Consider the following 24,338-nt stretch of genomic DNA (forward strand, 5'->3'; position numbering starts at 1 on the left):
CTCCCCACCCCACTCCGCTTCCGGCGCGACCAGGACATGTCGAATTGAAAGCAGCCAGGCGCCGGACTCGCGCAAGCGGGTCTACCTTGAGCAGGCCAACCATGCGCCATGCGGCGACCCTGCTCGCATGCGTCGGCATCGGGCTCGCGATAGGCGCACCGTTCGCGTTGGGCGCGCATGCCTTGCTCGCCGGCCTGCGCAGCGTCCCGCTCCTGATTTTCCTGACACTGGCGGCAAGTGCGCTCGTCAGTGCGGCGGCCAAGGCCGGCAAGCTGCACCTGCTGCAAACGGCGCTCGACCTGCGACTACGCTTCCGGCGCACGCTTGCGATGACTGTCGTGACCGATTTCGCTTTTCTGGTCTCGCCGCTCGGCGCGGCCGGGTATGGCGTCAATATGGCGCTGCTCGAGCGCGCAGGCGCTTCGTGGGCGATTGCCGCGGCGATCGTCGGAGGCGATCAGGCACTCGACCTTGTGTTCTTCACGCTGGCCATTCCCATCGCGCTCGCGCTTGCGCCAGGACCGCTCGCCTTGATGGTCCCCAAGGCCAGCCTGCCTTTGATCGCGCTTGCAGCGCTCGGCGTGGCCTGTCTCGCCGGCATCCTCTGGCTGTGCCGCCATCATGCGGGAAACGCACTCGGCGCCGCCGGGCGTCGTATTCCCTGGCTGAAATCGCGGTGGGCACGCCTGCGGCGATTCCGTGCGAACGTCGGTAGGCAATTCGCATTGCTTGTCGCGGGACCGCCGCGGCGCTTTGTCGCGTTGTTGCTCTTGACGTCGCTGCAATGGCTGCTTCGCTACGGTGCGTTATGGTTCATCCTGCTCGAACTCGGGCACCGCATACCGCTGGGTTTTGTGCTCGCGGCGCAGGCCGTCGTCCTGCACCTCGCGCTCTGGACCGGGGTGCCCGCGGGCGGCGGCGGCGGCGACCTCGGACTCGCGGCCTCGTTTGCCGCCTGGGTGCCGGCTTCCATCATGGCGACAGCGCTCGTGCTCTGGCGCTTCGCCACGCTATATTGTCCTTTGGTCCTCGGCGCGCTTGGCTTTGCGGCACTCGCCTGGCGGCGGCATATGAAGCGCGAGGTGCTTCAGTCAGGCTTCGACGAAGCCTCAACATGACTGCCATGAGTTCAAAGTCATGCCGCGGCCCGGCTTCGATAAAACAGCAATCAGGCCGCCGTATCGCGTGGCTTCCTCATTCGGACGGAAAACTTGGCCCGTTCCGCATGATCCACGCGTAGCGCGAACAACTGCCAGGTCTGCGAAAACAAGGCCAGCGGATAAGTGACCTTCAGCAGGTCGGCAATCATGCGCCACTCCGCGCGTACGCCCTTCCAGTAGCCGAGCTTCTCCGTCTTGCGCGACTGCGTGACATAGGGCCAGTGCGTAACGGCAATTCGCAGCCGGCGCGCGACGATCAGGCGATTCATGAACACCTCGATGCCGAAGCGCGGCAGGCCATGAATCTCCTTGAGCGCCTCGTCCAGCAGCTCTTTCCTGACCACTCGTTCGCCGGATACGAAGTCGAGTCCGATCGCGCGGAAGATCAACAGGCTGTTCTGCCGCAGACTCAGGCTTACGTCAGCCTTGCCCGACAGTACCGGTGTTGCGAGCGCCGTAACGTGGTTCGGAGCGAGCCCCTTGAGGTCGGCATCGAGCAGCATCAGCAACTCGCTTTGCGCGGCGGCGATACCCGTGGCCATCGCGGCGCTCTTGCCCTGATTGATCTCGTGGGAGATCAATCGGGCCGACGAAAAGCGCCGGACGATGTCCGCGGTGCCGTCGGTCGAGCCATCGTCGACCACGATGACTTCGTCGAGCAGCGGATGCGCGCAGGCAACGGCAAGAACGGCACCGATACGGGGTGCCTCGTTGTACGCGCAGATGATGCAGGAGATCCGGACACGACGGTCCGTTGCTGAAGCAATAGGGCTGGTCATGGAGTAATGCGATTGCAAGGCGGAACGAAGCGATCTTCTCGCGCGAAGGACGATGCATTCTGACCGCGCTTTGTGATCCTGTCATGCCTTTCCCTTTGTCGCGTACTTGCGGCCCGCTGTGTTTTGCCGGCGGTACGTGGGCCATGCATCCGCCGGACCTTCGCGGAGGAGCCTCACGTCCGACGTTCGTGGGCCGCGTGCCAGCGCACGTCGCCTGATGCGGTAGTCCCACATAGTCGTTAGGGAAACTCCGGGGCATCGATCGATTGATCCCGAGTCGATCCATGACTAGGATACTAACTCGCGTTAGCCTGATTCCCAGCAAGTCGTTCGGAAGCCTGTCGCGCCTGTTAGAGCGGTTACCATCCGGGCGAATAGCGAACGGTAAACCTATCTCGATGCCGCAATCCCTCTTTCAACTAACTCGCGTTAGCTGAACAGACAAGGAGACAAGATGGCTCTGCTGCATGGCGTAGAAGAAGGGCGCGCTCCGGCTCGCTCAACCCCTCGCTTCGCGTGGCACCGTAACGCCGAGGCCATCACCGCACTTTTGCTGATACTGCCGGCCTTGATCGGCCTGGTGATCTTCTATCTGATCCCTGCCGTGCGCGCGATGGTCATCAGCGCGACGGACTGGAACCTGATGTCGGTGCCGCGCCCAGTTGGACTCGACAACTATCGGGCGATGCTTGCGGACGGCAAGTTCTGGCACGCGCTCAAACTGTCAGCCTACTACGTACTGTTCAATATTCCGCTGCAGACTGTGATCGGCCTGCTGCTCGCCTCGCTGATGGATCGCCTGATCCGCGCCGTATCGGTACGTGCAATCCTGCTGCTGCCCTATCTATTGTCGAACGTGCTCGTCGCGCTGATGTGGGTCTGGCTGCTCGATCCGGTGCTCGGCTGGGTCAATGCGCTGCTCCATGCGCTCGGCCTCGCGAACCATTCGTTCTTCGGCTCGCCGGTGGAGGCACTGGCAACGGTCGCGGCAGTCAATATCTGGCGTTACATGGGCATGGTCTCGCTGCTGTTCCTCGCGGGCATGCAAGGCATTCCGCGCAGCCTCTACGAAGCCGCCGCACTCGATGGCGCGAGCGAATGGCAGATGTTCAGGCGCATCACGCTGCCCCTGTTGCGACCGGTCATGGTGTTCGTGCTCGTGACAAGCATCACCGGCTCGTTCCAGATCTTCGACACCGTCGCCGTCACGACCGGGGGCGGCCCTGCCGAGTCGACGCGCGTGATCGTCTTTTACATCTACGAGAACGCATTCAAGTTCTACAAGATGGGCTATGCCTCGGCGATGTCGATGGCGCTGTTGCTGATCATGATCGTCTATACGACCTTGCAGATGCGGCTGTTCAAAGCCGGCGAATCGGACCTTGCCTGAGGACATACCATGCCACGCTCCACCCCGTTCGTCGCATCGAGCTTGGACTACGCGTTCACCCAGGCCCCTCGTCTGCGCTTGGGCCGCATGCTTGCCTGGCTTGCGCTCGGCGCGATGATCGCGATCACCGTGATACCGCTCTGGATCGTGTTGCGCACGGCGCTCACGCCGTCACGCGAGCTCTATTCGTCGGCTGCCTCGATCGTGCCGCCATCGATCACGCTCGACAATTTCCGCCGGGTGCTCGGTTTCGTCACGGGCGACGCGGCCCTGGCCGACGGCGGATCAGGCAGCGAGGTCAATTTCTCGCAGTCGCTGCTGAACTCGGTCATCTTCACCGGAGTCATCGTCGTCGGCCAGGTCATCTTCAGTGCGATGGCGGCCTATGCCTTCGCGCGCCTGCGGTTTCCTGGCCGGCGCCCCTTGTTCGCACTGTTCCTGCTTTCGATGATGCTGCCGAACATCGTACTGTTCATTCCGAACTTCATCCTGATCAAAGACCTGGGCTGGCTCAATACCTATGCGGGCATGGTCGCGCCCTTCTGTCTCGTCTCGGCCTTCTCGATCTTTTTTCTGCGCCAGTTCTTCCTGTCGATTCCCTATGAACTCGAGGAAGCCGCGCGGCTCGACGGTGCGTCTTACTTCGCGATCTTCTGGCGCATCGTGTTGCCGATCAGCATGACGCCGATCGCGACCGTCGCGATTTTGTCGAGCATCAATGCATGGAACGAATTCTTCTGGCCCTTCATCGTCGCGAACGGCGAAGACATGCAGGTGCTCACCGTCGCCCTGCAGGCATTCAAATCGCAGACTCCACAAGGCGCACCGGACTGGACAGGCCTGATGGCCGCCGCGTTCCTGACCGTTCTGCCGACGCTCGCCCTGCTGATCGCGTTCGGCCGACGCGTCGTCGAATCGGTGCAGTTCAGTGGCGGGAAATAACCCAACCGAAGCACAGCCGATACGCAACCGGGGCAGTCACACAAATGCATGTGCAAGCCGATGACTCAGCAGGCAATTAAGTAAGCGGCACGCTTACAGAACACCGATGCCCGGCACGATCCGGCATCGATCAATCAAAGGAGACACGACAATGAAGCGACAACAGCCGATCCGCACCGCATTTGCCATGTTGGCCGCGCTCGCGGGAGCGGCCGGCCTTGCGCTCGCAAGCGCCGGCACGGCGCAGGCGGGCCCGGTCGAGATCAAATACGTCCTCTGGGATTCGAATCAGCGACCCGCCTATCAAAGCTGCGCGACGCAGTTCGAAAAGGAGAACCCCGATATCCACGTGAAAATCTCCCAGATCGGCTGGTTCGACTACTGGACCGCGCTGGCCACGCAGTTCGTCTCCGGCACGGCACCCGATGTGATCACGAACCATCTGATGAAGTATCCGGAGATGGTCGCCAACCACCAGCTCGTCGACCTCACACCGTATATCCAGCGCGACAAGGTCGCCACGGACGGCTACTACCCGTCGCTGCTCGCGAACTGGAGCAAGGACGGTCATCAGTACGGCTTGCCGAAGGACTGGGACACGATCGTGCTGGTCTACAACAAGCAGATGCTCAAGGATGCGGGCATCGATCCGGCGGCGATACCTGGCTGGACCTGGAACGATCGAGACGGCGGCAGTTTCGAAGCAGCCATCGCGAAGCTCACGCTTGACGATAACGGCAAGCGGGGTGGCACGCCCGGTTTCGATGCCCAGCATGTCAAAGTGCGCGGCTACCAGGTCGCGACCACCGGCGGCATGATGGGTCAGACCGAATGGAGTCCCTTCGCGGTATCCGAGGGCTTCAAATTCAACGACGGTCCGTGGACCACGCACTACTACTACGACGATCCGCGTCTCGCCCGCACACTCCAGTGGCTCGCGAACCTCAGCAAGAAAGGCTATTCCGCGCGATACGACGAAGCCAGCAAGCTCGGCAAGCCGGCGCTGTTCGCGGCGGGCAAGACCGCGATGGTCGCCGACGGTTCGTGGATGGTGAACTGGTATGCCTCGAACGCGAAGTTCGGGGTCGGCTATGCCGTGCTCCCGCAGGGGCCCAACGGCCGCGCGACGATGTTCAACGGCCTCGCGGATTCGATCTACAGCGGCAGCAAGCACAAGGAAGAAGCGTGGAAATGGGTCAAGTACCTCGGCTCGGCGAGTTGCCAGTCGGTGATTGCCCAGCGCGGCGTGGTGTTCCCCGCGCTGCGGCAGCTCGACCAGATGACCGTCGACGCGCACGCGAAGCAAGGCATCGACACGAAGGCCTTTCTGGACATGACAAAAGCCACGACGTTCCAGCCGCCGATCGCCAACGGCGGCGCGCAGATCGACTCGATCATGGATTCGGCGATCGAAGCGATCCTGCTCGGCCAGGCCGAGGCGGCGCCCGCGCTCAAGGACGCCAACCAGAAAGTCAACGAGGTCACGCAGCACTAGCGTTGGCCCTGAACATTCAATCCACTTGCACCGGAGATTCAGATGGCATCGAAACGGCGAATCAAGATCGCTTTAATTGGCGCAGGCAGTACGGTATTCGCCCGCAATTTGCTCGGCGACATCCTGGCCTACCCGGAACTCGCGAACAGCGAGATCGCTTTGTACGATATCGACGAGAAGCGGCTCGGCCTGTCCGAACTCGTTGCGAAGCGTGTGGCGGCCCAGCTCGGCGTCGCGCCCCTGATCGTCGCGACGACCGACCGCGCCCGCGCGTTCGACGGCGCCGACTATGCGTTCAATATGATCCAGGTCGGCGGCTACAAGCCGAGTACGGTGATCGACTTCGAGATACCCAAGCGCTACGGCCTCGAACAGACCATCGGCGATACGCTCGGCATCGGTGGCATCATGCGCGGCCTGCGCACCGTGCCGGTCATGCTCGAAATGCTGCGCGACATGGAACGGCTGTGCCCCGGCGTGGTTCACCTCAACTATGTGAACCCGATGGCGATCGTCTGCTGGGCGCTCAACCGCGCGTCGACGATCCGCACGGTCGGCCTGTGTCACAGCGTACAGGGCACGGCGGCTGAACTCGCGCACGACATCGGCGTGCCGATCGGCGAGATCAACTACATCTCGGCCGGCATCAACCATATGGCCTTCTACCTGCGATTCGAACGCGAGGGCGAGGACCTGTATCCCCTGCTCCATCGCGTACGCGCCGAAGGCCGCGTGCCGGACACCAACCGCGTACGCTATGAGATGCTGCACCGGCTCGGCTATTTTCCGACCGAGTCGAGCGAGCATTTCAGCGAATACGTGCCCTGGTTCATCAAGCGTGGCCGCGAGGAACTGCTGGCGAAGTTCAATATCCCGCTCGATGAGTATCCGGGCCGCTGCCAGGTCTACGAGGCGTCGTGGGAATTCCTCGAGCGTGAACTGCGCGAGCCGGGTTCGCAGGATCCCGAGGCCCTGCGAGCCGCGCTGCTTGGCAGCGGCATCAAGGTGATGGACCGGCGCTACGACGATGCGGTCGCCAAGCTCGCCGGACTCTCGAGGGCCCAGCGATCGGTCGAATTCGGTGCGACGATCATTCACTCGATCGAGACAGGCACACCGAAGGTGATCTACGGCAATGTGCCGAATCGCGGCCTGATCGACAATCTGCCCGAAGGCTGCTGCGTCGAGGTGCCCTGCCTCGTCGACGCGAATGGTGTGCAGCCGACGCGCGTGGGCAAATTGCCGCCGCAGCTCGCGGCACTGATGCGCACCAATATCGGCGTACAGGAGCTCACGGTGGAAGCCGCCCTGACCGGACGGCGCGATCACGTCTATCATGCTGCGATGCTCGACCCGCATACGGCGGCCGAGCTCGACATCGAGCAGATCGTCGCACTCGTCGACGAATTGCTCGACGCCCACCGCGACCGCCTGCCCGCCGGGCTTGCGCCCCGTTCGAAAGTCGAGCTCGCCGCCTGAGGCGAATCGCTTTTGACCGGCGGTGTGCCGCCGCCCCATGACGGGTGCGGCGGCACACTCAATACCTGTTCGATCAACGGATGAACCGACCTAAAACCACCCCGAGGGTAACCAGCAGCCAAGTGGCAAAGCTTGCGGGCGTCTCTCGCACGACCGTGTCGTTCGTCCTCAACGACGTCCAGCAAATGGGCATCAGCGTCGAAACACGGGATCGCGTGCTGCTCGCCGCGCGCCAGCTCGGTTATGTGCCGAACGCGGCCGCGCGCTCGCTCGTCAGTGGCGCGACGGGCACCGTGGCGATGATCGTTCCGCATAACGAGCATCTGCAGGTCGACGCGTTCATTCCCCAGATGCTTGCGGGTGTCAACGAGACCTGTCATGCGCACGGCTATAAGGTATTGTTCGAGCCGCTCGTCGAAGCGAGCCGTCCAGGGGGATTTCTCGACCTGGTCGACAGTCGGCGCATCGACGGCATGATCGTGCTCAACGTGCCGCGCGCGGAAGACGTGCATCTCGCCCATCTCGCCGCCGAAGGTTTTCCGCTTGTCGTGCTCGGCTCCAATCTCGACCAGCACGCGGGCATCTACAGCATCGACGTCGAGACACGCGAAGCCGCGCGGACCGCGACGCGGCACCTGCTCGCACTCGGACACCGGCGCATCATGCACATCGGCTTCGCGTCCGATGAATTTCACGGCGTCAGCGAACGCCTGTACGGTTACCGGGATGCGCTGCGCGAGTATGGCGTCGAAGCGAATCCCGCGTGGATTGCCTATGCGAACTACAGCGCACGCAGCGGTTACGAAGCCATGCAGACCATGCTCGCGCGCGAGCGCGGCATGACCGCGCTCTTCGCGGGTAACGACACGATCGCCTTCGGTGCGATCGCCGCCCTGCGCGACGCGGGGCTGCGCGTGCCCGAGGACGTCGCCGTGGTCGGCTACGACGATATCCCGCTCGCCGCCTACGCCTCGCCTCCACTGACGACGATGCGCACCCTGCCGTTCGAGCAGGGCTGTGCCTCGGCTACCCTGCTGTTGCGCCTGATGGCCGGCGAACGTCCCGCGCAGTTGCACTCAACGGGCGCGGTGCCGCTGATCGTGCGCGCCTCGTGCGGTAAATCGCTCGAGGCGGTGCACGACTAGTGCAGGAATAGGGAAAGGACCCGGCGCGCGGCAATGGGCGCACGACGGGCACGCCCCTGCCGAGCCAGGCCGGTGCAGCGTTCGCTAAACGTTTAGGTCCACCCTTTTATTCCCGGCCCGGTTTTTGGGAAACCAGGTCCGCAAACTGGCGCAGTTTGGTGCTTGTTTTCACACCAATTCACGCTAACCTTAGCTAGACTTGCGTCATCGCAATGAGGAACCCCCGTCGATGACGCGCGACGATTTGCCCGCTTTGCTGCCTGACCTGCTACCCCGACTATGGGCTTTCGCGCTCCGTCTAGCTGCCGACCGCCATGATGCGGAAGACCTGGTCCAGCGCGCCTGCGTCCGCGCGCTCGAGCGGCGTCATCAGCTGCAGCCCGATACGTCCGCGCTCAGCTGGATGTTTTCGATCGTCCATTCGATCTGGATCGACGAGATCCGCGCACGCCAGATTCGCGGTCGTTCGCGCATCGAATGGAGCGAAGAACTCGTGGAGACGGTCGCCGACCCCAGCGCCGCCAATCCCGAAACCGGCATGCTGTATCGGCAGATACTGGATGCAGTCGAGTCGCTGCCCGATGCGCAGCGTGTGGTCATGTTGCTGGTCGCCGTCGAGGGCTTGAGCTACCGCGAGGCGGCGGAAATACTGGAGATTCCGATTGGCACAGTCATGAGCCGACTGTCACGTGCACGGCTAAGCATCGGTGCGCAATTCAGCGCGCAGCCCGTCAACGGGGCCCACGAGCCTACAGCCAGGAAGGATTCGGTCACATGAACTTCGACGATACCCTGCTCATCGCCTACGTGGATGGCGAATTGCCGCCATCCCGCCATACGGAGGTCGAACGCGCAGTCAAGGCCTCGGAAGAGCTCGCCGCCCGCGTGGCGAATCTGCGCGCGTCCGCGACACTTCCCTATCAGGCGGCGTTCGCACAGCAGCCGCTGCCGCCGGTGCCCGACAGCCTGGCGCGCTTCGTCGCCAACCTCGCGCGCGACGGCGTTGCCAAAGTCCATACAGAAAATATTGACTTGTCCGATGAAGTGATCGCCGAGGCCGCTCCGCCCCCTGCGGTGCAAGGCATTCCTCCGTTCACCGGACGTTCCGCGCGGGCGCGTTACTCCTCTGCATGGCTCGCCGCTGCCTTCATTGCCGGCGCGTTCTTCTGCGGTGCGGCGTTGAAGCTGGGACCGCGCGTGCTGCCCTTTGGGGAACGCGTCTCCCCTTGGGTCGAGGCCGCCGCAGGCTATCAGGAACTCTACACGCGCGAGACGCTGTCCGACACCCTCGACAACCCGTCGGTCGACGCCCGGCAGTTGGACGCGATTCGTCGCGAGGACGGCCTGCCGCTTGCGATTCCCGACCTTCAGAAGGCGGGGCTCACCTTCAAGCGTCTGCAGCGCCTGCGCTTCCGCGGCAAGCCGCTGGTCCAGATCGTCTATCTGCCCGAGCATGGCGCACCGGTCGCGCTCTGCGTGATCAAGAATCAGGCTGACGACCAGTCTGCGCAATCGCGGCGGGTCTATGGCATGGACGTGGTCACCTGGAATAAGGACAAGCTCGGCTACGCACTGATCGGCCAGCGCAGCGACGTCGATCTGCCCGCGCTCGCGCGGCAGATTGCGGAGAATCCCGACAGCTCGCTCTCCGACGACAATGCGGGAACCCCGGCCAAGGGGCGCGTCGCGGCCACCGATCCGCGTTCAGACGTGGGGCCGGGCGATCATACGCCCCGCACTTAGGGTATCGGCACGGACACGACAGCGGACACGAGCGCCAGCATCGCCCAGACGGTGAGCGGAACGTGAGCGGAACGTGTCCGGACGCATGCCGGAATAAAACCTTCCACCGCAGCGTTTCTCATACAAGCGCTGCACTCGTCTGCGTCACGCTGCCTCTATTGCGTCATGGCGACTCGCCACGCTGCACATCGCATAAACGGAGCCTCCCACTATGACTGCGCGACCCGACACGCCTTTGTATGCGGCCCAACGGCCAAGCACCGGATCGCGTTACACACGAACCGCGATGGCGCTGCACTGGCTGATTGCGCTCGGCATCATCGTCAACGTCGTGCTCGCCCTGAGCGCCGACTCTCTGCCTGACGATTGGGTTCGCCCCGTCATCAACACGCATAAATCGATCGGCATCACGGTGCTGGGTCTCGCGATCTTGCGCGTGCTCTGGCGCTTCTCGCACCGGCCACCGGCCTTGCCCGAAAGCATCCCGAAATGGGAGCGGGCAAGCGCGCATGTGGCGCACGGGCTTCTCTACCTGCTGATCTTCGCACTGCCGCTCTCGGGATGGCTGCACGATTCCGCATGGAAAGACGCACTCTCGCACCCGATGCAGCTTTTTGGTCTGGTGAGCTGGCCGCGAATCGGTTTCATCATGGACCAGCCGCCTGCATTCAAGGAATACCTGCACAACTTATTCGGCTCGCTCCACACGTGGTTCGGTTATGCGCTCTATGTGCTGCTTGCCCTGCATATCGGCGGTGCGCTCAAGCACGAATGGATCGACCGTCATTCCGTGATTCGTCGCATGTTGCCGTAAAAGTAAAACCGAGTAACCGACACCAGTCCTACCCCCTGGTTGCACCCTATGCGCATCAGAAGAACGATGAAAACCTCGCTCGAGGAAGCCCTGTTCCTCGCTTCACCCCGTCTATCCCCGCGCGCGACACCCCTGCTCAGCGTCTTGATCCATGGCAGCGTGATCGCCCTGTGGTTCGTGCTGTTTGGCCGCGCATTCTTCCTGCATGGCGTGCTCGCGTGGTCGGCCGGGATCGCCTACATCTTCTATGACACCGCGCTGCTCGCGTTCGTCACGGTCAAATCGTTCTCGATGCTGCGAGCGGTGGAAGCACCCGAGACGAAGGGACCCAAGGTGACTCTCGGGGTGATTGTCGCAGCGTACAACGAAGCGAACGTGCTGCCCGATACCTTGCAGGCACTGCTCGATCAGACCGACGGCCCTGATGAAATCATCATTGCCGACGACGGGTCGGTCGACAGCACGGGCGTGTTGCTTGCCGAGCGCTATCGCATCGCGCCCGCGCCCGATGGGCAGATCAGCCGCCCGAGTTTGATCTATCCGAATCTGCGCTGGCTGCGTGTCGTACACGGCGGCAAGGCGCGTGCGTTGAACGCGGCGATCACGTCGGTCAGCAGCGACGCGCTGATGACCGTCGATGCCGACACGCTGCTCGCCCCCGACGCCTGCCGTGCAATGCGCCGTGCGTTCGCAGCCGAACCCGAACTCGTCGCGGCGGCTGGCATCCTCACACCCCTATGTGGGAAAACGACCGAAGGCTGGTTTCTCCAATGGTTCCAGACCTATGAATACATCCGGAACTTCGTATCGCGCTACGCGTGGATGCGCGCCGAAAGCCTGCTGCTGGTCTCGGGGGCCTTCGCATGCTTCAGGCGCGAGCCCCTGCTTCAAGTTGGCGGTTTCGATCCCGAGTGCCTCGTCGAAGACTATGAGCTGATCCACCGGCTGCGCCGCTTCGCGGTCGATCATGGGCGCAAGTGGACCGTTCGCGTGATCGGGTCCGCACAGGCCTTCACCGATGCGCCGAGCACACTGGCCTCGTTCCTGCGCCAACGCCGTCGCTGGTTCGCAGGCTTCCTGCAGACGCAGTACTGGAACCGCGATATGACTGGCGATCGCCGCTACGGCAAGGTCGGCTGGCTGATGATGCCCATGAAGGCGATCGATACCGTACAGCCGATCTATGGGCTGACTGCCTTTGCGCTGCTGGTCGCCTTCCTGTTCACCGGGAACTTCAGGACCTTCGGACCTGCATTCGCCCTGACGGTCGGCAAGATCGCGATCGATCTTGCCTTCCATCTCTGGTCGATTCATCTGTATCGACGGTGGACACGCAATGCAATGACCTCGAGCTATGGCATGGCGATACTGGCTGCGTTCGCCGAACCATTCACCTTCCAGTTGCTGCGTCACACCGGTGCGGCGCTTGGCTGGGTGCAGTTCATCAGGGGCCGCCGTACATGGGGCATCCAGCATCGCGCCGGATTGCTCGGGCAACGACGCGCTACCCGACCGGTGGAATAGGCGGCAGGTCGCAGCCGGGTTTGTCAGCGCATCCTCAACAGGATGCAACCGCCGCTTGAACCGGACGTCGGCCCTTGTCGACCTATCGCGCGAGACCTCGCAAACCCGATGACGGTGCGTAGGTCAGCGCGCCGGTACCCACCCCCATAGCGACATCCTTCCCAGTTACCGACCCGGTACGCGCACTGCATGGTCGCGCGGTTGCTCGCGGTCGCTTCCAAGATCCGCGCTCACTTGGCAATTTTTGACCCTGAGGAAGGTTCTCAAATTGCGCTCACCTCATGGCCCGTAGCCGCTCTGCTTCTAGGGAAAACCCCTAAGTAGCACACCTCAAAAATCGCTTTGACCTTCTTTCGATTCGAAACTAAACTCTTTCGAAACAAAAGTTCTCACTTTCGAGATCCGGAGACATGCTGGCAAACAAGGGTTCCCTGAAACGGCGGCTGCAAATCGTCGAACTTGTCCGCAAGCGCGGAGAGGTTTCAGTCGAGGAGCTGAGTCAGGCGTTCGATGTTTCGAGTGTCACGATCCGCACCGACCTGACTTATCTGGAGCAGCAGCGTTACCTTGTCCGATCGTTCGGCAAGGCCCGGTATCTCGCACAGAAACCCGGGGAAAACGTGCTGGTGCCCATGGCGGATGGCGCAACCCGAAAGGCATCGGAAACGACGATCGCCCGTTTTGCCGCAGAGGCCGTTGACGATCACGAGTCGCTGATGTTGGGCACTGGCGAGATCGTTCACAAGATTCTGCCGTTCTTGTCCGACCGTTCGAATCTGGCCTTGCTCATGCAGGACATCGGGATGGCTCAGCCGGCACAGCGCTTTCTTCATTGCGAGTTGGTGCTCACGGGTGGGCAGTTGGAACAGGGGGCCACGGCCATGACGGGCCCCGATGCGGAAGCGTCGGTGACGCGGCGCTCAGTCGACCTCTGTTTTCTTGAGGCCTCGGGGCTCGACCGTGACGGCAATCTGCTATGCACAGATCCGGCAGTGGCTCGTGTGTTCGAAGCCGCCCGGCGGGCCGCCACCCGGACGATCGTCGTCGCATACCAGCCGCAGCTGAATGAGCGCGATGGTGAAGTTTTTGCAAACGTCGCGGAAATCGACGCGCTGTTGATTGATGACGGAATCGACCCACCAACAATGGAACTGATGCCACGCAAAGGCCTTCAGCTCTACAGAAGGGAAAGCGGAATCCTTGAATTCCGCAAATCCACTAACTAGCCCTATCAAACCCTGTCAGAGGAAGAGACAAATGAAGTTGACGCCCAAAAGCATTGCAGCAACCGTAGCAGCGACCGCCACTTTTGCCGCCGCTCCGTTCGCACACGCCGAGCAGATCGAGATCGGCGCCTCCCTGCTTACGCAGCAACATCCCTTCTATGTTGCCCTGGCTGATGCCATGAAACAGGAGGCGAAGAAGGACAACGCGAAGCTCGACATATCGATCGCGAATCAGGATCTGAGCAAGCAGATCGCCGACGTGCAGGACTTCGTGACACGCAAGGTCGATGTGATCGTGCTCTCGCCAGTGGATTCAAAGGGCGTCAAGGCGGCGGTCATGACCGCGCAGCGGGCTGGAATCCCCGTCATTACCGTGGACATTGGCGCGCAGGGCGTCGAGGTTGCCTCCCATATCGCGACCGATAACTACGCCGGCGGCCAGATGGCCGGACAGCTCATGTGCAAGGTGCTCGGCGGAAAGGGCACCGTCGGCGTGATCGACTATCCGACGGTGCAGTCTGTGATCGACCGCGTGACAGGCTTCAAGAAAGCCCTTGCTGCCTGCCCTGGTGTGCAGGTTGTTGCCGTCCAGCCAGGCATCACGCGAGCCGAAGCTCTGACGACAGCACAGAATATGCTCCAAGCCCACCCGGATCTGGACGGGATCTTTGGATTTGGCGATGACGCGGCGATGGCGGCAGCCGTCGCGGGCAAATCCGCGGGCAATCATGTCAAGGTGATCGGATTCGATGGGATGCCGGAAGCGCGCGCGGCCGTCGACAAGAATCCCAACTTCGTTGGCGTGATCCGTCAGTACCCCGAAAAAATGGGTGCCGTTGCCGTCGACACGGCCGTCAAGGTCGCCGAGAAGCAGCAAGTTGCGAAACTGATCCCTGTGACGCCCGGGGTCTACCTTCACGAAACCACAAAATGAATGCGAGCCCGAATAGCCTGGGCGCTCAGGCATCGGGCGCGAACTTTGGCGATCAAGCCGGCCTCCCTTTTGTGGAGTTGAGGTCGATCGCCAAATCGTTCGGCCCTGTCGAAGCGATCAAGAACGTTTCGCTAGCGTTGCGAAGCGGGCGGGTCCATACGATTCTGGGCGAAAACGGTGCCGGAAAGTCGACCCTGATGAAGATCCTGGCGGGCGTGCATGAACCGACCAAGGGTGAACTCCTCCTGCGCGGGCAGCATGTCGCATTTGCCAACCCGTCCGAATCTCAAGCGGCCGGCATTTCAATCATCTATCAGGAGCTGAGCCTCGCGACCAATCTGAGTGTGGCCGAGAACATCTTCGCTGGCCACGAACCGCGGCGGTTTGGAATCGTTGACTTCAAATCGCTGTACCGGCAAGCGCAGGCTCTGCTCGACGATCTCGCCATTGAGATCGATGCGCGTGCTCCCGTCGCGCGCCTGTCGATGGCACAACGGCAACTTGTCGAAATTGCGAAGGGACTGAGCCGCAATGCTGAACTCGTCATCATGGACGAACCTACGTCGTCATTGAGTGACCGGGAAGCCGAAGTGCTGTTCAACATCGTGACGAAACTCAAGGCGAGGGGAACGGCCGTCGTCTACATCTCCCACCGGATGGACGAGATCATGCGGATCTCGGATGACATCTCGGTGATGCGCGATGGGCAGTACATCTGCACGCATGACAAGAATGAGACGACGATTGGTGCGCTGATCAACCTCATGGTCGGACGCGAGATGAGCGATGTCTATCCTCCGCGTACCACGCCGCTGGATACGAGCCGGCCACCGTTGCTCGAGGTCAGGAACCTCACCATGGATGGCAAGTTCCACGACATCAGCTTCAGTGTCAGGCCGGGCGAGATCTTCGGCTTCTTTGGCCTCATCGGTGCAGGCCGTTCCGACGTGATGAACGCGCTGTTTGGCATCGGCCGCCCGACGGGACAGATCGTCATGGATGGCAGGACGCTGCGGCTGCGTTCGCCCGAAAGCGCGATCTCAGCAGGCATTGCGTTTGTCACCGAGGACAGAAAGCATCAGGGCCTCGTACTCATGCATTCGATTGCGCAAAACGTCACGATGGCCAGTTTCGAGAGAAAGGGTTCTCGATTTGGCATTGTCAGCAGCCGGTTCGAGCAACGCGAAACGCATGACGCCATCGCTCGCATGAAGATCAGAACAGCGGGTCCGCATCAGGCGGTGGGCGATCTGAGCGGGGGCAACCAGCAGAAAGTCGTCCTCTCGAAATGGCTCTCACTCAAGCCCAAAGTGCTCATCCTCGATGAGCCCACCCGTGGCGTTGATGTCGGTGCGAAGTTCGAGATCTATCGCGTCATGCGGGAACTCGCCGATGCGGGCACCGCCATCATTCTGGTCTCTTCGGAACTGCCCGAGGCGCTCGCCATGAGCGATCGTCTCGTGGTGATGCGCGAGAAGCGCCTTGTCAAGGAATTTGAAACGACGGGGCTGACTCAGGAGACCGTCATGTCGTATGCAACAGGAGCAGCACAAGCATGAAACCCTCTGATCTCACCGGAAATGCCAGCCTGGGCGAATCAGGCGAGCGCAGGCGCAGCGTGACCGCACTGTCCAAATGGATTCGTCATTACGGCGGGATCGTATGCGGGCTCGTTCTACTCTGCGTCTTGTTCGCGGTCCTGTCGTCAAACTTTCTGACGCTCGGCAACCTGCTGAACATCGTCCTGCAGGTATCGATTATCGCTATTCTCGGCTTCGGCATGACGTACGTCCTGCTGCTGGGCGACATCGACCTTTCTGTCGGCGCCGTGATGGCGCTCGTCGGGACCATCGCTGCCTTTTCGATGCAGCTCGGACTGCATCCCGCATTGGCCGTCGTTGTCGCGATGGCAGCGGGACTGGTCCTCGGCCTCGTCAACGGTGTCCTGACCGCGATGCTGACCATCCCCTCCTTCATTGTGACGGTCGCGACGATGGGTGTATTCCGGGGACTGGCCTATATCACGTCGGCAGGCGTCCCCATATCGATCGACGATGACCGTTTTGCCGCATTAGGCAACGCAACCGTCCTCGGCATTGCGATACCCATCTGGGTTCTGGTCATCCTTCTGGCCGTCAACCATTTTGTCCTGTCGAAAACGGTATTTGGCCGCAAGGCATACCTCGCTGGCGGGAACCGGGAAGCAGCACTGTATTCGGGCATCAATGTAAGACGCTTGCGCATTGGCATCTTCATGATATCCGGGCTGATGGCGAGCATCGGGGGCGTGCTGATGACATCGCGCCTGTATTCGGCCCAACCCAACGCCGGGATGGGTTATGAACTGGATGCGATCGCGGCAGCCGTGCTCGGTGGTACGAGTCTGAGTGGTGGCTACGGCACGATTGTCGGCACCTTGATCGGTGCGCTCATCATTGGCGTCATCAATAACGGCATGAATCTGCTGAGTGTTCCGTACTTTTATCAACTGATCGTAAAGGGCGTCGTCATCCTCGTTGCCGTTTGCATCGATGTTCAAACGAAGAAGCGTCATGGCTAACACTGAAATGCATCAAGGCGATAACACCGGCTACATCCTGACGATGGGCGAAATTCTGGTCGAAATCATGGCCACCAAGCGCGGGCAGTCGTTCCGCAAGCCCGGCACGCTGATCGGCCCCTACGCGAGCGGTGCGCCGGCCATCTTCATCGATCAGGTCGCGAAAGCAGGCAGCCCCTGCTCAATGATCGGTTGCGTCGGCGATGACGACTTTGGTGCACTCAACGTCGAGCGCCTGCGTGCAGACGGCGTCGATGTCTCAGGTATCTCCGTCATCAAGACTGCAACGACAGGCAGTGCGTTCGTCACCTATCGCGAAGATGGCGAGCGCGACTTTATCTACAACATTGCGAACAGCGCTTCAGGGCACCTCTCAGTCGGGAATATTCGGGACGATCTGTTGAAGCAATGTCGTCACTTTCACGTGATGGGCTCGTCGCTCTTTTCGTTCCGCATCATCGAAGCGATGAAAAAGGTCATCGAGGCCGTCAAGGGGCACGGCGGCACGGTGAGCTTCGACCCGAACATTCGAAAAGAGATGCTCCGCATTCCCGAAATGCGGGAGGCGCTCGACTTCATTCTGGACTACACCGATGTTTTCCTGCCGAGCGGCCACGAGGTGATGCTGCTCGCCACTGCGAGCAGCGAACAGGGTGCTATCGAAGAGCTTTTGAAGCGTGGCGTGCGCGAAGTCGTGGTCAAGCGCGGAAAGGACGGATGCAGTTACTACGATGGGGCGACCGAGCTGAACCTTCCGGCCTTGCCCGTTCAGGAGGTCGATCCGACAGGGGCCGGCGACTGCTTTGGAGGGACGTACATTGCCTGTCGCGCTCAAGGCTTCGGCATTGAGAAGGCGCTGAGCTATGCATGTGCGGCCGGCGCGCGGGCGGTGACAGTCCGTGGCCCGATGGAGGGCACGGCGACGTTGGCTCAACTCGACGAATTTATCGCGAACTCTTCGGAGCAATCTCATGGCTAATGTTGTATCCCGCCTCTCGGGTGATGAGGTCGCGGCGAAGAAGCTCAAGGGTATCTATTCGATCTGCTCGGCCCATCCATGGGTGCTGGGCGCAGCCATGGAACAGGCGCTTGACGACGACACGCCGCTGCTGATCGAGTCGACATCGAATCAGGTTGACCAGTTCGGTGGTTACACTGGGATGAAGCCGGCGGATTTCGTGCGCTTCGTCCATCTCATTGCCGATCGCGTCGGCCTGCCTCGTTCGAGGCTGATTCTGGGCGGTGATCATCTCGGACCCAATGCATGGCGCAGCCTACCCGCGGAGGAAGCCATGCAACGCGCGGAGGCGTTAATTGACGCCTACGTATCGGCGGGTTTCACGAAGATTCACCTCGACACCAGCATGAGTTGTGCTGGCGATCCGGCTCGTCTCTCGGACGATGTCGTTGCCGAAAGGGCCTCGCGCTTGTGTGCGATCGCCGAGCTCGCTGCTGAGCGCGAAGGCAGGAGCGAAAAACCTGTTTATATCATTGGCACTGAGGTTCCGGTTCCGGGTGGCGCCGCTGAAGAACTCGATACCGTTGAGGTAACCGCTTCCAATGCTGCGCTGGATACGGTCGCGGTTCACCGTATTGCGTGGCGTGGTCGAGGCCTTGATGATGCATGGCAACGCGTGATCGCGCTTGTTGTTCAGCCTGGCGTCGAGTTCGATCACACGAAGGTCGTGGAATACAAGCCTGAGCTAGCCACGGAGCTTTCCGGGGTTCTTGAACAGTTGCCCGGCATGGTCTTCGAAGCTCACTCCACTGACTATCAGAAACTGGAATCGCTCGCCGCGTTGGTGCGGGATGGGTTTGCGATTCTGAAGGTCGGTCCGGGCGTCACGTTTGCCTTGCGCGAAGTGCTCTATGCGCTTGCCGACATCGAGGCCGAACTCGTTGCCTCAGAGGCAAGGTCGAACCTGCGTGAAGTGGTCGAGAGGGTCATGCTCGCCAAGCCGGGTAACTGGGAGAAGTATTACCACGGTGACAAGCAGGAAAAACGGCTGCTGAGAACGTACAGCTATAGCGATCGCGTCAGATATTACTGGGCAGACCCGGAAGTTGACGCGGCAGCGCAAAAGCTCATCAGCAACTTGGCGGACATCACGATTTCCGAAAACCTGCTCAGTCGCTACCTGCCGGAACAATACTGGCAGTTCAGGCGCGGGCTGATCGATGCGTCGCCGATGAGTCTCGTGCAGAGCAAGATTCGTGAAGTGATTGGGGGGTATGCTGCTGCGTGCATGGCTTGAGGTGCATTTCGCTCGGACCGGGCCAAGAACTGCGATGAGACTCACCCGCCGGATTCGCTCATCCGGATGACGTTGGCGGTTGAAGCGGTCGAAAAATCTGAATCTGTCATGTGACCGAGCCCTCTAAGGCATGCGAATCCTGAGCATGGGCCTGACCGTCACACGGGTCGAGGCGACCAGAGGACGGATGAAGCCGGCTCAGTCGATGGCCGCTTCCAACCGGGGCGCTTGCGCGCCCGGCGCTCACACTTGCACCGTCGATCCCACGCGGGCCCAAGCTACCGTGGAAACGGGAAGGCTGGGATTGCCGGAAGTCCTAGATCAACAAACTCGCTAGCCTTTTTGCGATCCGGTCTGTATGAAGTTCATTCCCATCAAGCCCAATATGCTCGGATTCGATCCACCGAAGATGCCGGTAAAGCTTCTCCGTTGTTTGTCCCTCACGCAGCATCGTGCAAATTCCTAGCACATAGGAATCGTACTCATCCTGAGCGTCAGGCACATCCCGTATGCCAATAGGATCCCACTCCTGAAGCAGGATTCTTTGCACCGCAGCTTCGAGGGCGTTAGTCGGCGAATTCATTGTCCTGGTGCTCCCGGGATAACAGTAACTACGTGTCCCGTGGTCGAGTTCGTGATCACCCGAACATTGTTTGCCGAGTCGTCGTAGCTCGTTGTCCCTGCAACGTTCGGGTAGACCGACCCATTCGAAATCGTGTTCTGCGCCACCGATGACGGAATACCAGGCCCTTGCATTGAATCGATCGCGTGTGCAGAGTAGTCAACCCCCGTCAATAGTCGTCGAAACATTCGTGCCTCACGGTACCGTCATTGGACTTCCACTGGCGCCAGCGTGACTCCTGGCTCTGAGTTTGTGGCAACGCCATCACGAGCTAAACAAAACGCAAAATCTATCCGTTTCGCCGCGACACTGCGCATTGCCCCGAAGACCCAGCCGCACTGTCTGCGGCTTCGCGCGCAACGCCAATTTCATCGGCGGCTTTGCCCGCCGTGAGGGATGGATTCGGCACCAGAGTCCAAGCGCTTTTGGGACGATACCTACCCAACTTGCGCCCACTATTGCCGAAACTGAGCTAGCCTCCCGTCATCAATGCCTCGACACGAGCGCGATCATCCTCATCGAAGACCGCTTCCAGGCAGTGTGGTTCTTCTCCTTTCCAATCCATGACAGCATCGCCCAACATCTCTAGGTAAATCTTCATCTCAGGCGGTGGGAGTGCTGGGAAATCCTCATGCACAATGACTACTTTCCGTTGACTGACCCAATGAAAATCGCGGAGGCAATCGAACAACGCGTCCCAATTGAATCCGAAGTAACCCGGTAGCGTGAGCAACTGATACAAGAGTTCAAAAAGCTGCCTCGGCGTCTGGATTTCGCCTCCAACCCTCGCAACAAGTGCATCGTCTGCTGAAAATTCTCCGACGTCGGGAACGAAAGTGAATGCTCGAGATGTGTCCATGCACGCGATTCCCTCTATTGTCGCCCACGGGAATAGGCAACTGTGTGCCCCCGCCGGATTCGACATCGTCTGTTGAAGACCATGTTGTTCGTGCAGGTTGTTTGGGATTGACCGTCGGATTGAACCAAGGCCGAGAGGCATGTTTGTTGAAGCAACTCCTCCGCCGAATCATCAAGCTTGACTCGCGCAGTCAACAACGATCACTATTCGCGCCCAACTCGCAAATTGCCCCCAGATAGCTGGCACTTTGGAGGAAATGCTCGCAGCGATCCGGAGCGATCTCTATTGTGATCACATCGCCTTGCAAGATCGAATCCACCTGTCGCTTCCTTTCTGACAAAGAGAAGCCGCAACATTCTCGAAGTAGCGACCCGAACTGAACCTTGTTAAAGCCCGCTTTCCACCCTGTAATGCGAATCGTCGTCATTAGTTCACCTTGATCGTAATGCTGCGTGGGACTTTCCCAGGACTAGCCCCTGATGTTCGTGTGCCGCCGTTGATGATGACTTTGTCAACCCCATATTGTTGACCCAAAGCGCGGGCGATATTCCTCAGTTGACTAATGCTGCTCGATCCGGCTCCAGGGCCATCGATGTGCATTCCGCTCAATATGAGTTGATTTCCGCTCCGCGTCATTTCCGTCACGACTGAAAGATCTCCGCTCGCCCCAGGTATGTTGAACTGGTAGATGTTTCCATCTTGCTCTACGAGCTTAACGCTGTTTATGGCAGCAGCTTCGTTCGCCGCCTTTCCTCCCACAGTCGCTGCTCCAGCCACCGCCGCGCCAGTGCCCGCAGGCATCGCACCGCCCGCCGCGATCTCGCCGATGGCGATACCCGCGTGATTGGCACACAGCACTGGATTGATCACGCACGCTTCGATGGCGGCCGCCGTGCCCGCTACAACCGCAGGAGCGGCCGCGAGCCCGCCCGTGATCACGCCAGCCGTCACAAGTCCGACAGTCGGATTGGCCACCGCCCCCGGCAACGCCAGTTGCTCAGGTGTCAGCGACCCATTCGCGTTTCCATTGAGCAACGGATTTTTGTATTCCGCATGTGTCGCCGTGAAGAGGCTCCCGGCATATTGCGTGATGTACTGTGCCGCCGTCGCATCGTAGCCCGGGCCGCTCGCGGCCGCCTGGTCGACCCGGATGTAGCCGTTGGCCAGCAAGATCTGCTGGGCCTGATCCGACGTGATCGACCGGCCGGTCTTGCCCTCGTAGAACTGCGCAAACGTCTTGGCGTTGTCCTTCGCCCATTGCCGCTCATCCGGATGGAGCTGCCGGTTGAAGCGATCAACACTGTAGGCCGAGAACCCGCCCGCCTCACCGCCAACGGCTGCCCCCGCGCTCGTCGCAATTACGTTCGCCACGATGTTGCCGAGCGCCCGGTCGGTCGTGGCGTTGCCGGTCGGACTGGCGTCAGCGATCGCGCCGCTCAGCTCGTTCAGCTTGCCCGCTGCGAGCGACGCGATGCCCGCGCCTGCCGCTCCCGCTGCACCCTCCATTGCGCTGCCGCCGCCGAGCCCAGTCACCAGCGCCGCACCCGCTGCCTGCATCATGGCGCGATTTGCGCCGCCCTCCTTCCATGCGTCAGCGGTCGCCGTGTCGCCCGCGGCTATGGCTTCGTTCATCTTCGATTCGGCATAGTCGCCAACGCGACGTGACACGGCTTCACCCGCCGCGCTCGCGGCCGCCATCAGGTCGGCCTGATTGTTCAGCAGGGTATTGACGTCCGGCGTTTTCGCGACCGTCCCGTTCGCGTTCGACGTATCGCGGTTCAGGCTCGCCACGTCCTGCGTCTGGTGCGCCGTGTCCGTCACGTTGATCGTGCCAGTGCTGATGCCACTTTGCGTCATTGCGCTGGCGCGGCCGCTGTCGTTCTGGCTGAGCATCGGTGCAGCGCCGCCGGCATTCGTCCCGGACGACGCGCCGTGCGTGCTGTAATTTGCGCCACCATCGCCCGTTGTTGCGCCTGCGCTGAATCCACCTGAGTGCGCGTTGTAACTCGAACTGTTTGCAACATCGGAGAAGGACAGCGTGCCCGTCGAAAGCATGTTCTTCGACGCGTCCGCCTCGCTCGTGATCACCGAGCCCTTGAGATCCGTGTTGCCTGGACGTTGATGTTGAACCCGTTCGAACCGGCCTGAATGCCGGCCTGTTCATTGACGCCCGCATAGCGGCCGCTCGCGCTGCCACTGGTGTGGCTGAAGCTCGCACTGCCGCCGCCCTGGCTGATGCTGAAGCCTCCGCCCGAGCTTTCCTGATCGGCACGGCTGGTCGCCGTGTCCTGCACGCTCGCGATGGTCAGGTTGCCGCCGATGTCGGCCGTCACCTGCTTGCCGCTCACGTGCGCGCCGATGAGGTTCGTGTCGCCACCCGAGACAATCTGCACGCTGTTCGCGCCCTTGACGTGCGTGTCGTTTTGCATCGTCGCGTCGCTGTTGTCGTCGCCGTGCGCCTTCGACCTCGACGCCGATACACCCAAGCCCTGCGTGCCATACGACACCCCGACACTTGCGCTGCTCGACACGTTCGTGCTGCGCGTCGAATCGGTATCGGTCGTGTTAACGAGATTGACTTGATTGCTGGCCGCAAGCAGCACGTCGTTTGCCTTGACATTCGAGCCCGCAATCGTCACGTTGCCGCTGGCGGCGCTGTCGCGAGATGCGCCGTTAGTCGGCGCGCCGTGACCCGTTGCCACGAACGCGGCCGTGCCACCCGCGGTGACCGACGCACCCTTGTTCGTGGTCGAATCTTCGGCGAACGTGCTCTTGCTGTGGCTGCTGCCATAGCTCAGCTCGATCTTCGCTTCAGGTGTTTGTCCGTTCGCCAGGGCGCCAGCCGCGGCGCCGCCCGTACCGACCATATCGACCGCGCCGCTGGCTGCGGCCATCCCATGCAGTGCGGCCGCGCCGCTGTCCTGACTGCGGCTTGCCGCGTGCGCCTGGTCCACCGTGTTCGACAGCGCATCAAGGACAGGGGCTTTCAGCGCGAGCGTGAAGCCGCTTTGCTTCACCTCATGCGTCTCGTCGTGGTGCATCGTGTCGGCCGCCGCATCGATCGTCACGTTCGCGCCCGTGCCGCTCACGTCTTTCGCCGCGATCAGGTCGCTACCGCTCACGTGCAGCTCATCGCCCGCCGCGATGTTCAGGTTGCCGTTCAGCGAGCCGATCGTGCTGCCGATGTGCGTCACCCGCGAGGTGTTCGACCTGTCGGTTTGCGTCTTGCTACCCACTGAAATGCCGATCCCGCCGCTCGTACCCACACCCGATTCGTGTTTCTGATAGGCGCTCGACGTGGTTTGCGTATCCTGCGAGGTCGTGATCTTGACGTTGCCGTCTGCCGCGAGCTTCACGTCGTGGGTGCCGACGACCGTGGCGCCCCGGACCGTCAGATCCCGATCGGCGCGG

The 24,338-nt window shown here is 61.3% G+C and carries 18 protein-coding genes and 2 pseudogenes; 17 read left to right on the top strand and 3 right to left on the bottom strand.

Going from position 1 to position 24,338, the window contains the following annotated elements; all coding sequences use genetic code 11:
• The first annotated feature begins 101 nt into the window (after window positions 1-101).
• The gene (locus HV670_RS14100; RefSeq protein ID WP_175105405.1) at window positions 102-1,118 is read left to right on the top strand and encodes a flippase-like domain-containing protein; all 1,017 of its coding nucleotides are present in this window, start codon (window positions 102-104) and stop codon (window positions 1,116-1,118) included.
• Window positions 1,119-1,168: 50 nt separating this feature from the next.
• On the opposite strand, the gene HV670_RS14105 is transcribed toward HV670_RS14100, so the two are convergent.
• Window positions 1,169-1,939, bottom strand: coding sequence for a glycosyltransferase family 2 protein (locus HV670_RS14105; RefSeq protein WP_175105406.1), 771 nt, complete (start codon window positions 1,937-1,939; stop codon window positions 1,169-1,171).
• A 454-nt stretch (window positions 1,940-2,393) separates the two neighbouring features.
• On the opposite strand from HV670_RS14105, the gene HV670_RS14110 reads away from it, so the two are divergent.
• The 16 genes and pseudogenes from HV670_RS14110 to HV670_RS14180 all read left to right on the top strand — a co-directional run bounded on the left by HV670_RS14110 (window position 2,394) and on the right by HV670_RS14180 (window position 19,446).
• Entirely contained in the window at window positions 2,394-3,329 is a 936-nt protein-coding gene (locus HV670_RS14110; protein WP_175105407.1) for a carbohydrate ABC transporter permease, read from the top strand.
• Between the two features lie 9 nt (window positions 3,330-3,338).
• Window positions 3,339-4,271, top strand: a complete 933-nt coding sequence (locus tag HV670_RS14115; RefSeq protein ID WP_175105408.1) for a carbohydrate ABC transporter permease — start codon at window positions 3,339-3,341, stop codon at window positions 4,269-4,271.
• A gap of 151 nt (window positions 4,272-4,422) precedes the next feature.
• Window positions 4,423-5,766 (top strand): ABC transporter substrate-binding protein, encoded by a 1,344-nt coding sequence (locus tag HV670_RS14120; RefSeq protein WP_246257393.1) that lies wholly within the window; start codon window positions 4,423-4,425, stop codon window positions 5,764-5,766.
• A 42-nt stretch (window positions 5,767-5,808) separates the two neighbouring features.
• A complete protein-coding gene (melA, locus tag HV670_RS14125; RefSeq protein WP_175105409.1) occupies window positions 5,809-7,245 on the top strand; it encodes an alpha-glucosidase/alpha-galactosidase in 1,437 nt (478 codons plus the stop codon).
• Between the two features lie 122 nt (window positions 7,246-7,367).
• Window positions 7,368-8,390: a LacI family DNA-binding transcriptional regulator gene (locus HV670_RS14130; RefSeq protein ID WP_246257396.1), complete on the top strand. Its 1,023-nt coding sequence runs from the start codon at window positions 7,368-7,370 to the stop codon at window positions 8,388-8,390.
• A gap of 229 nt (window positions 8,391-8,619) precedes the next feature.
• Window positions 8,620-9,168: an RNA polymerase sigma factor gene (locus HV670_RS14135; protein WP_175105411.1), complete on the top strand. Its 549-nt coding sequence runs from the start codon at window positions 8,620-8,622 to the stop codon at window positions 9,166-9,168.
• A complete protein-coding gene (locus HV670_RS14140; protein ID WP_175105412.1) occupies window positions 9,165-10,133 on the top strand; it encodes an anti-sigma factor family protein in 969 nt (322 codons plus the stop codon). Before HV670_RS14135 ends, HV670_RS14140 begins: the two co-directional genes overlap by 4 nt.
• A 211-nt stretch (window positions 10,134-10,344) precedes the next feature.
• Window positions 10,345-10,947 (top strand): cytochrome b, encoded by a 603-nt coding sequence (locus HV670_RS14145; protein ID WP_175105413.1) that lies wholly within the window; start codon window positions 10,345-10,347, stop codon window positions 10,945-10,947.
• Between the two features lie 66 nt (window positions 10,948-11,013).
• Window positions 11,014-12,471 carry a glycosyltransferase family 2 protein gene (locus HV670_RS14150; RefSeq protein ID WP_175105414.1) on the top strand — a complete coding sequence of 486 codons (1,458 nt, stop codon included), beginning with the start codon at window positions 11,014-11,016 and terminating at the stop codon, window positions 12,469-12,471.
• A gap of 410 nt (window positions 12,472-12,881) precedes the next feature.
• Window positions 12,882-13,064: pseudogene (locus HV670_RS30995) on the top strand (DeoR family transcriptional regulator); the annotation flags it as partial.
• A gap of 39 nt (window positions 13,065-13,103) precedes the next feature.
• Window positions 13,104-13,697 (top strand): DeoR/GlpR family DNA-binding transcription regulator, encoded by a 594-nt coding sequence (locus HV670_RS14155; protein ID WP_246257405.1) that lies wholly within the window; start codon window positions 13,104-13,106, stop codon window positions 13,695-13,697.
• A gap of 31 nt (window positions 13,698-13,728) precedes the next feature.
• A complete protein-coding gene (locus tag HV670_RS14160; protein ID WP_175105416.1) occupies window positions 13,729-14,631 on the top strand; it encodes a substrate-binding domain-containing protein in 903 nt (300 codons plus the stop codon).
• Complete coding sequence (locus HV670_RS14165) at window positions 14,628-16,190, top strand: sugar ABC transporter ATP-binding protein (protein ID WP_175105417.1); 1,563 nt, start codon at window positions 14,628-14,630, stop codon at window positions 16,188-16,190. Before HV670_RS14160 ends, HV670_RS14165 begins: the two co-directional genes overlap by 4 nt.
• The gene (locus tag HV670_RS14170; RefSeq protein WP_175105418.1) at window positions 16,187-17,191 is read left to right on the top strand and encodes an ABC transporter permease; all 1,005 of its coding nucleotides are present in this window, start codon (window positions 16,187-16,189) and stop codon (window positions 17,189-17,191) included. Before HV670_RS14165 ends, HV670_RS14170 begins: the two co-directional genes overlap by 4 nt.
• Window positions 17,184-18,170 carry a tagatose kinase gene (locus tag HV670_RS14175; RefSeq protein WP_175105419.1) on the top strand — a complete coding sequence of 329 codons (987 nt, stop codon included), beginning with the start codon at window positions 17,184-17,186 and terminating at the stop codon, window positions 18,168-18,170. The genes HV670_RS14170 and HV670_RS14175 overlap by 8 nt, the downstream gene beginning before the upstream one ends.
• A complete protein-coding gene (locus HV670_RS14180; protein ID WP_175105420.1) occupies window positions 18,163-19,446 on the top strand; it encodes a D-tagatose-bisphosphate aldolase, class II, non-catalytic subunit in 1,284 nt (427 codons plus the stop codon). Before HV670_RS14175 ends, HV670_RS14180 begins: the two co-directional genes overlap by 8 nt.
• 1,094 nt (window positions 19,447-20,540) lie before the next feature.
• Here HV670_RS14180 and HV670_RS14185 read toward each other — a convergent pair.
• Window positions 20,541-20,927, bottom strand: a complete 387-nt coding sequence (locus HV670_RS14185; protein WP_175105421.1) for a barstar family protein — start codon at window positions 20,925-20,927, stop codon at window positions 20,541-20,543.
• 1,572 nt (window positions 20,928-22,499) lie between these two features.
• Window positions 22,500-24,338 (bottom strand): annotated as a pseudogene (locus HV670_RS31005) (hemagglutinin repeat-containing protein); the annotation flags it as partial.

The sequence above is a fragment of the Pararobbsia alpina genome (assembly GCF_902859895.1).
GTDB classification, from domain to species: domain Bacteria; phylum Pseudomonadota; class Gammaproteobacteria; order Burkholderiales; family Burkholderiaceae; genus Pararobbsia; species Pararobbsia alpina.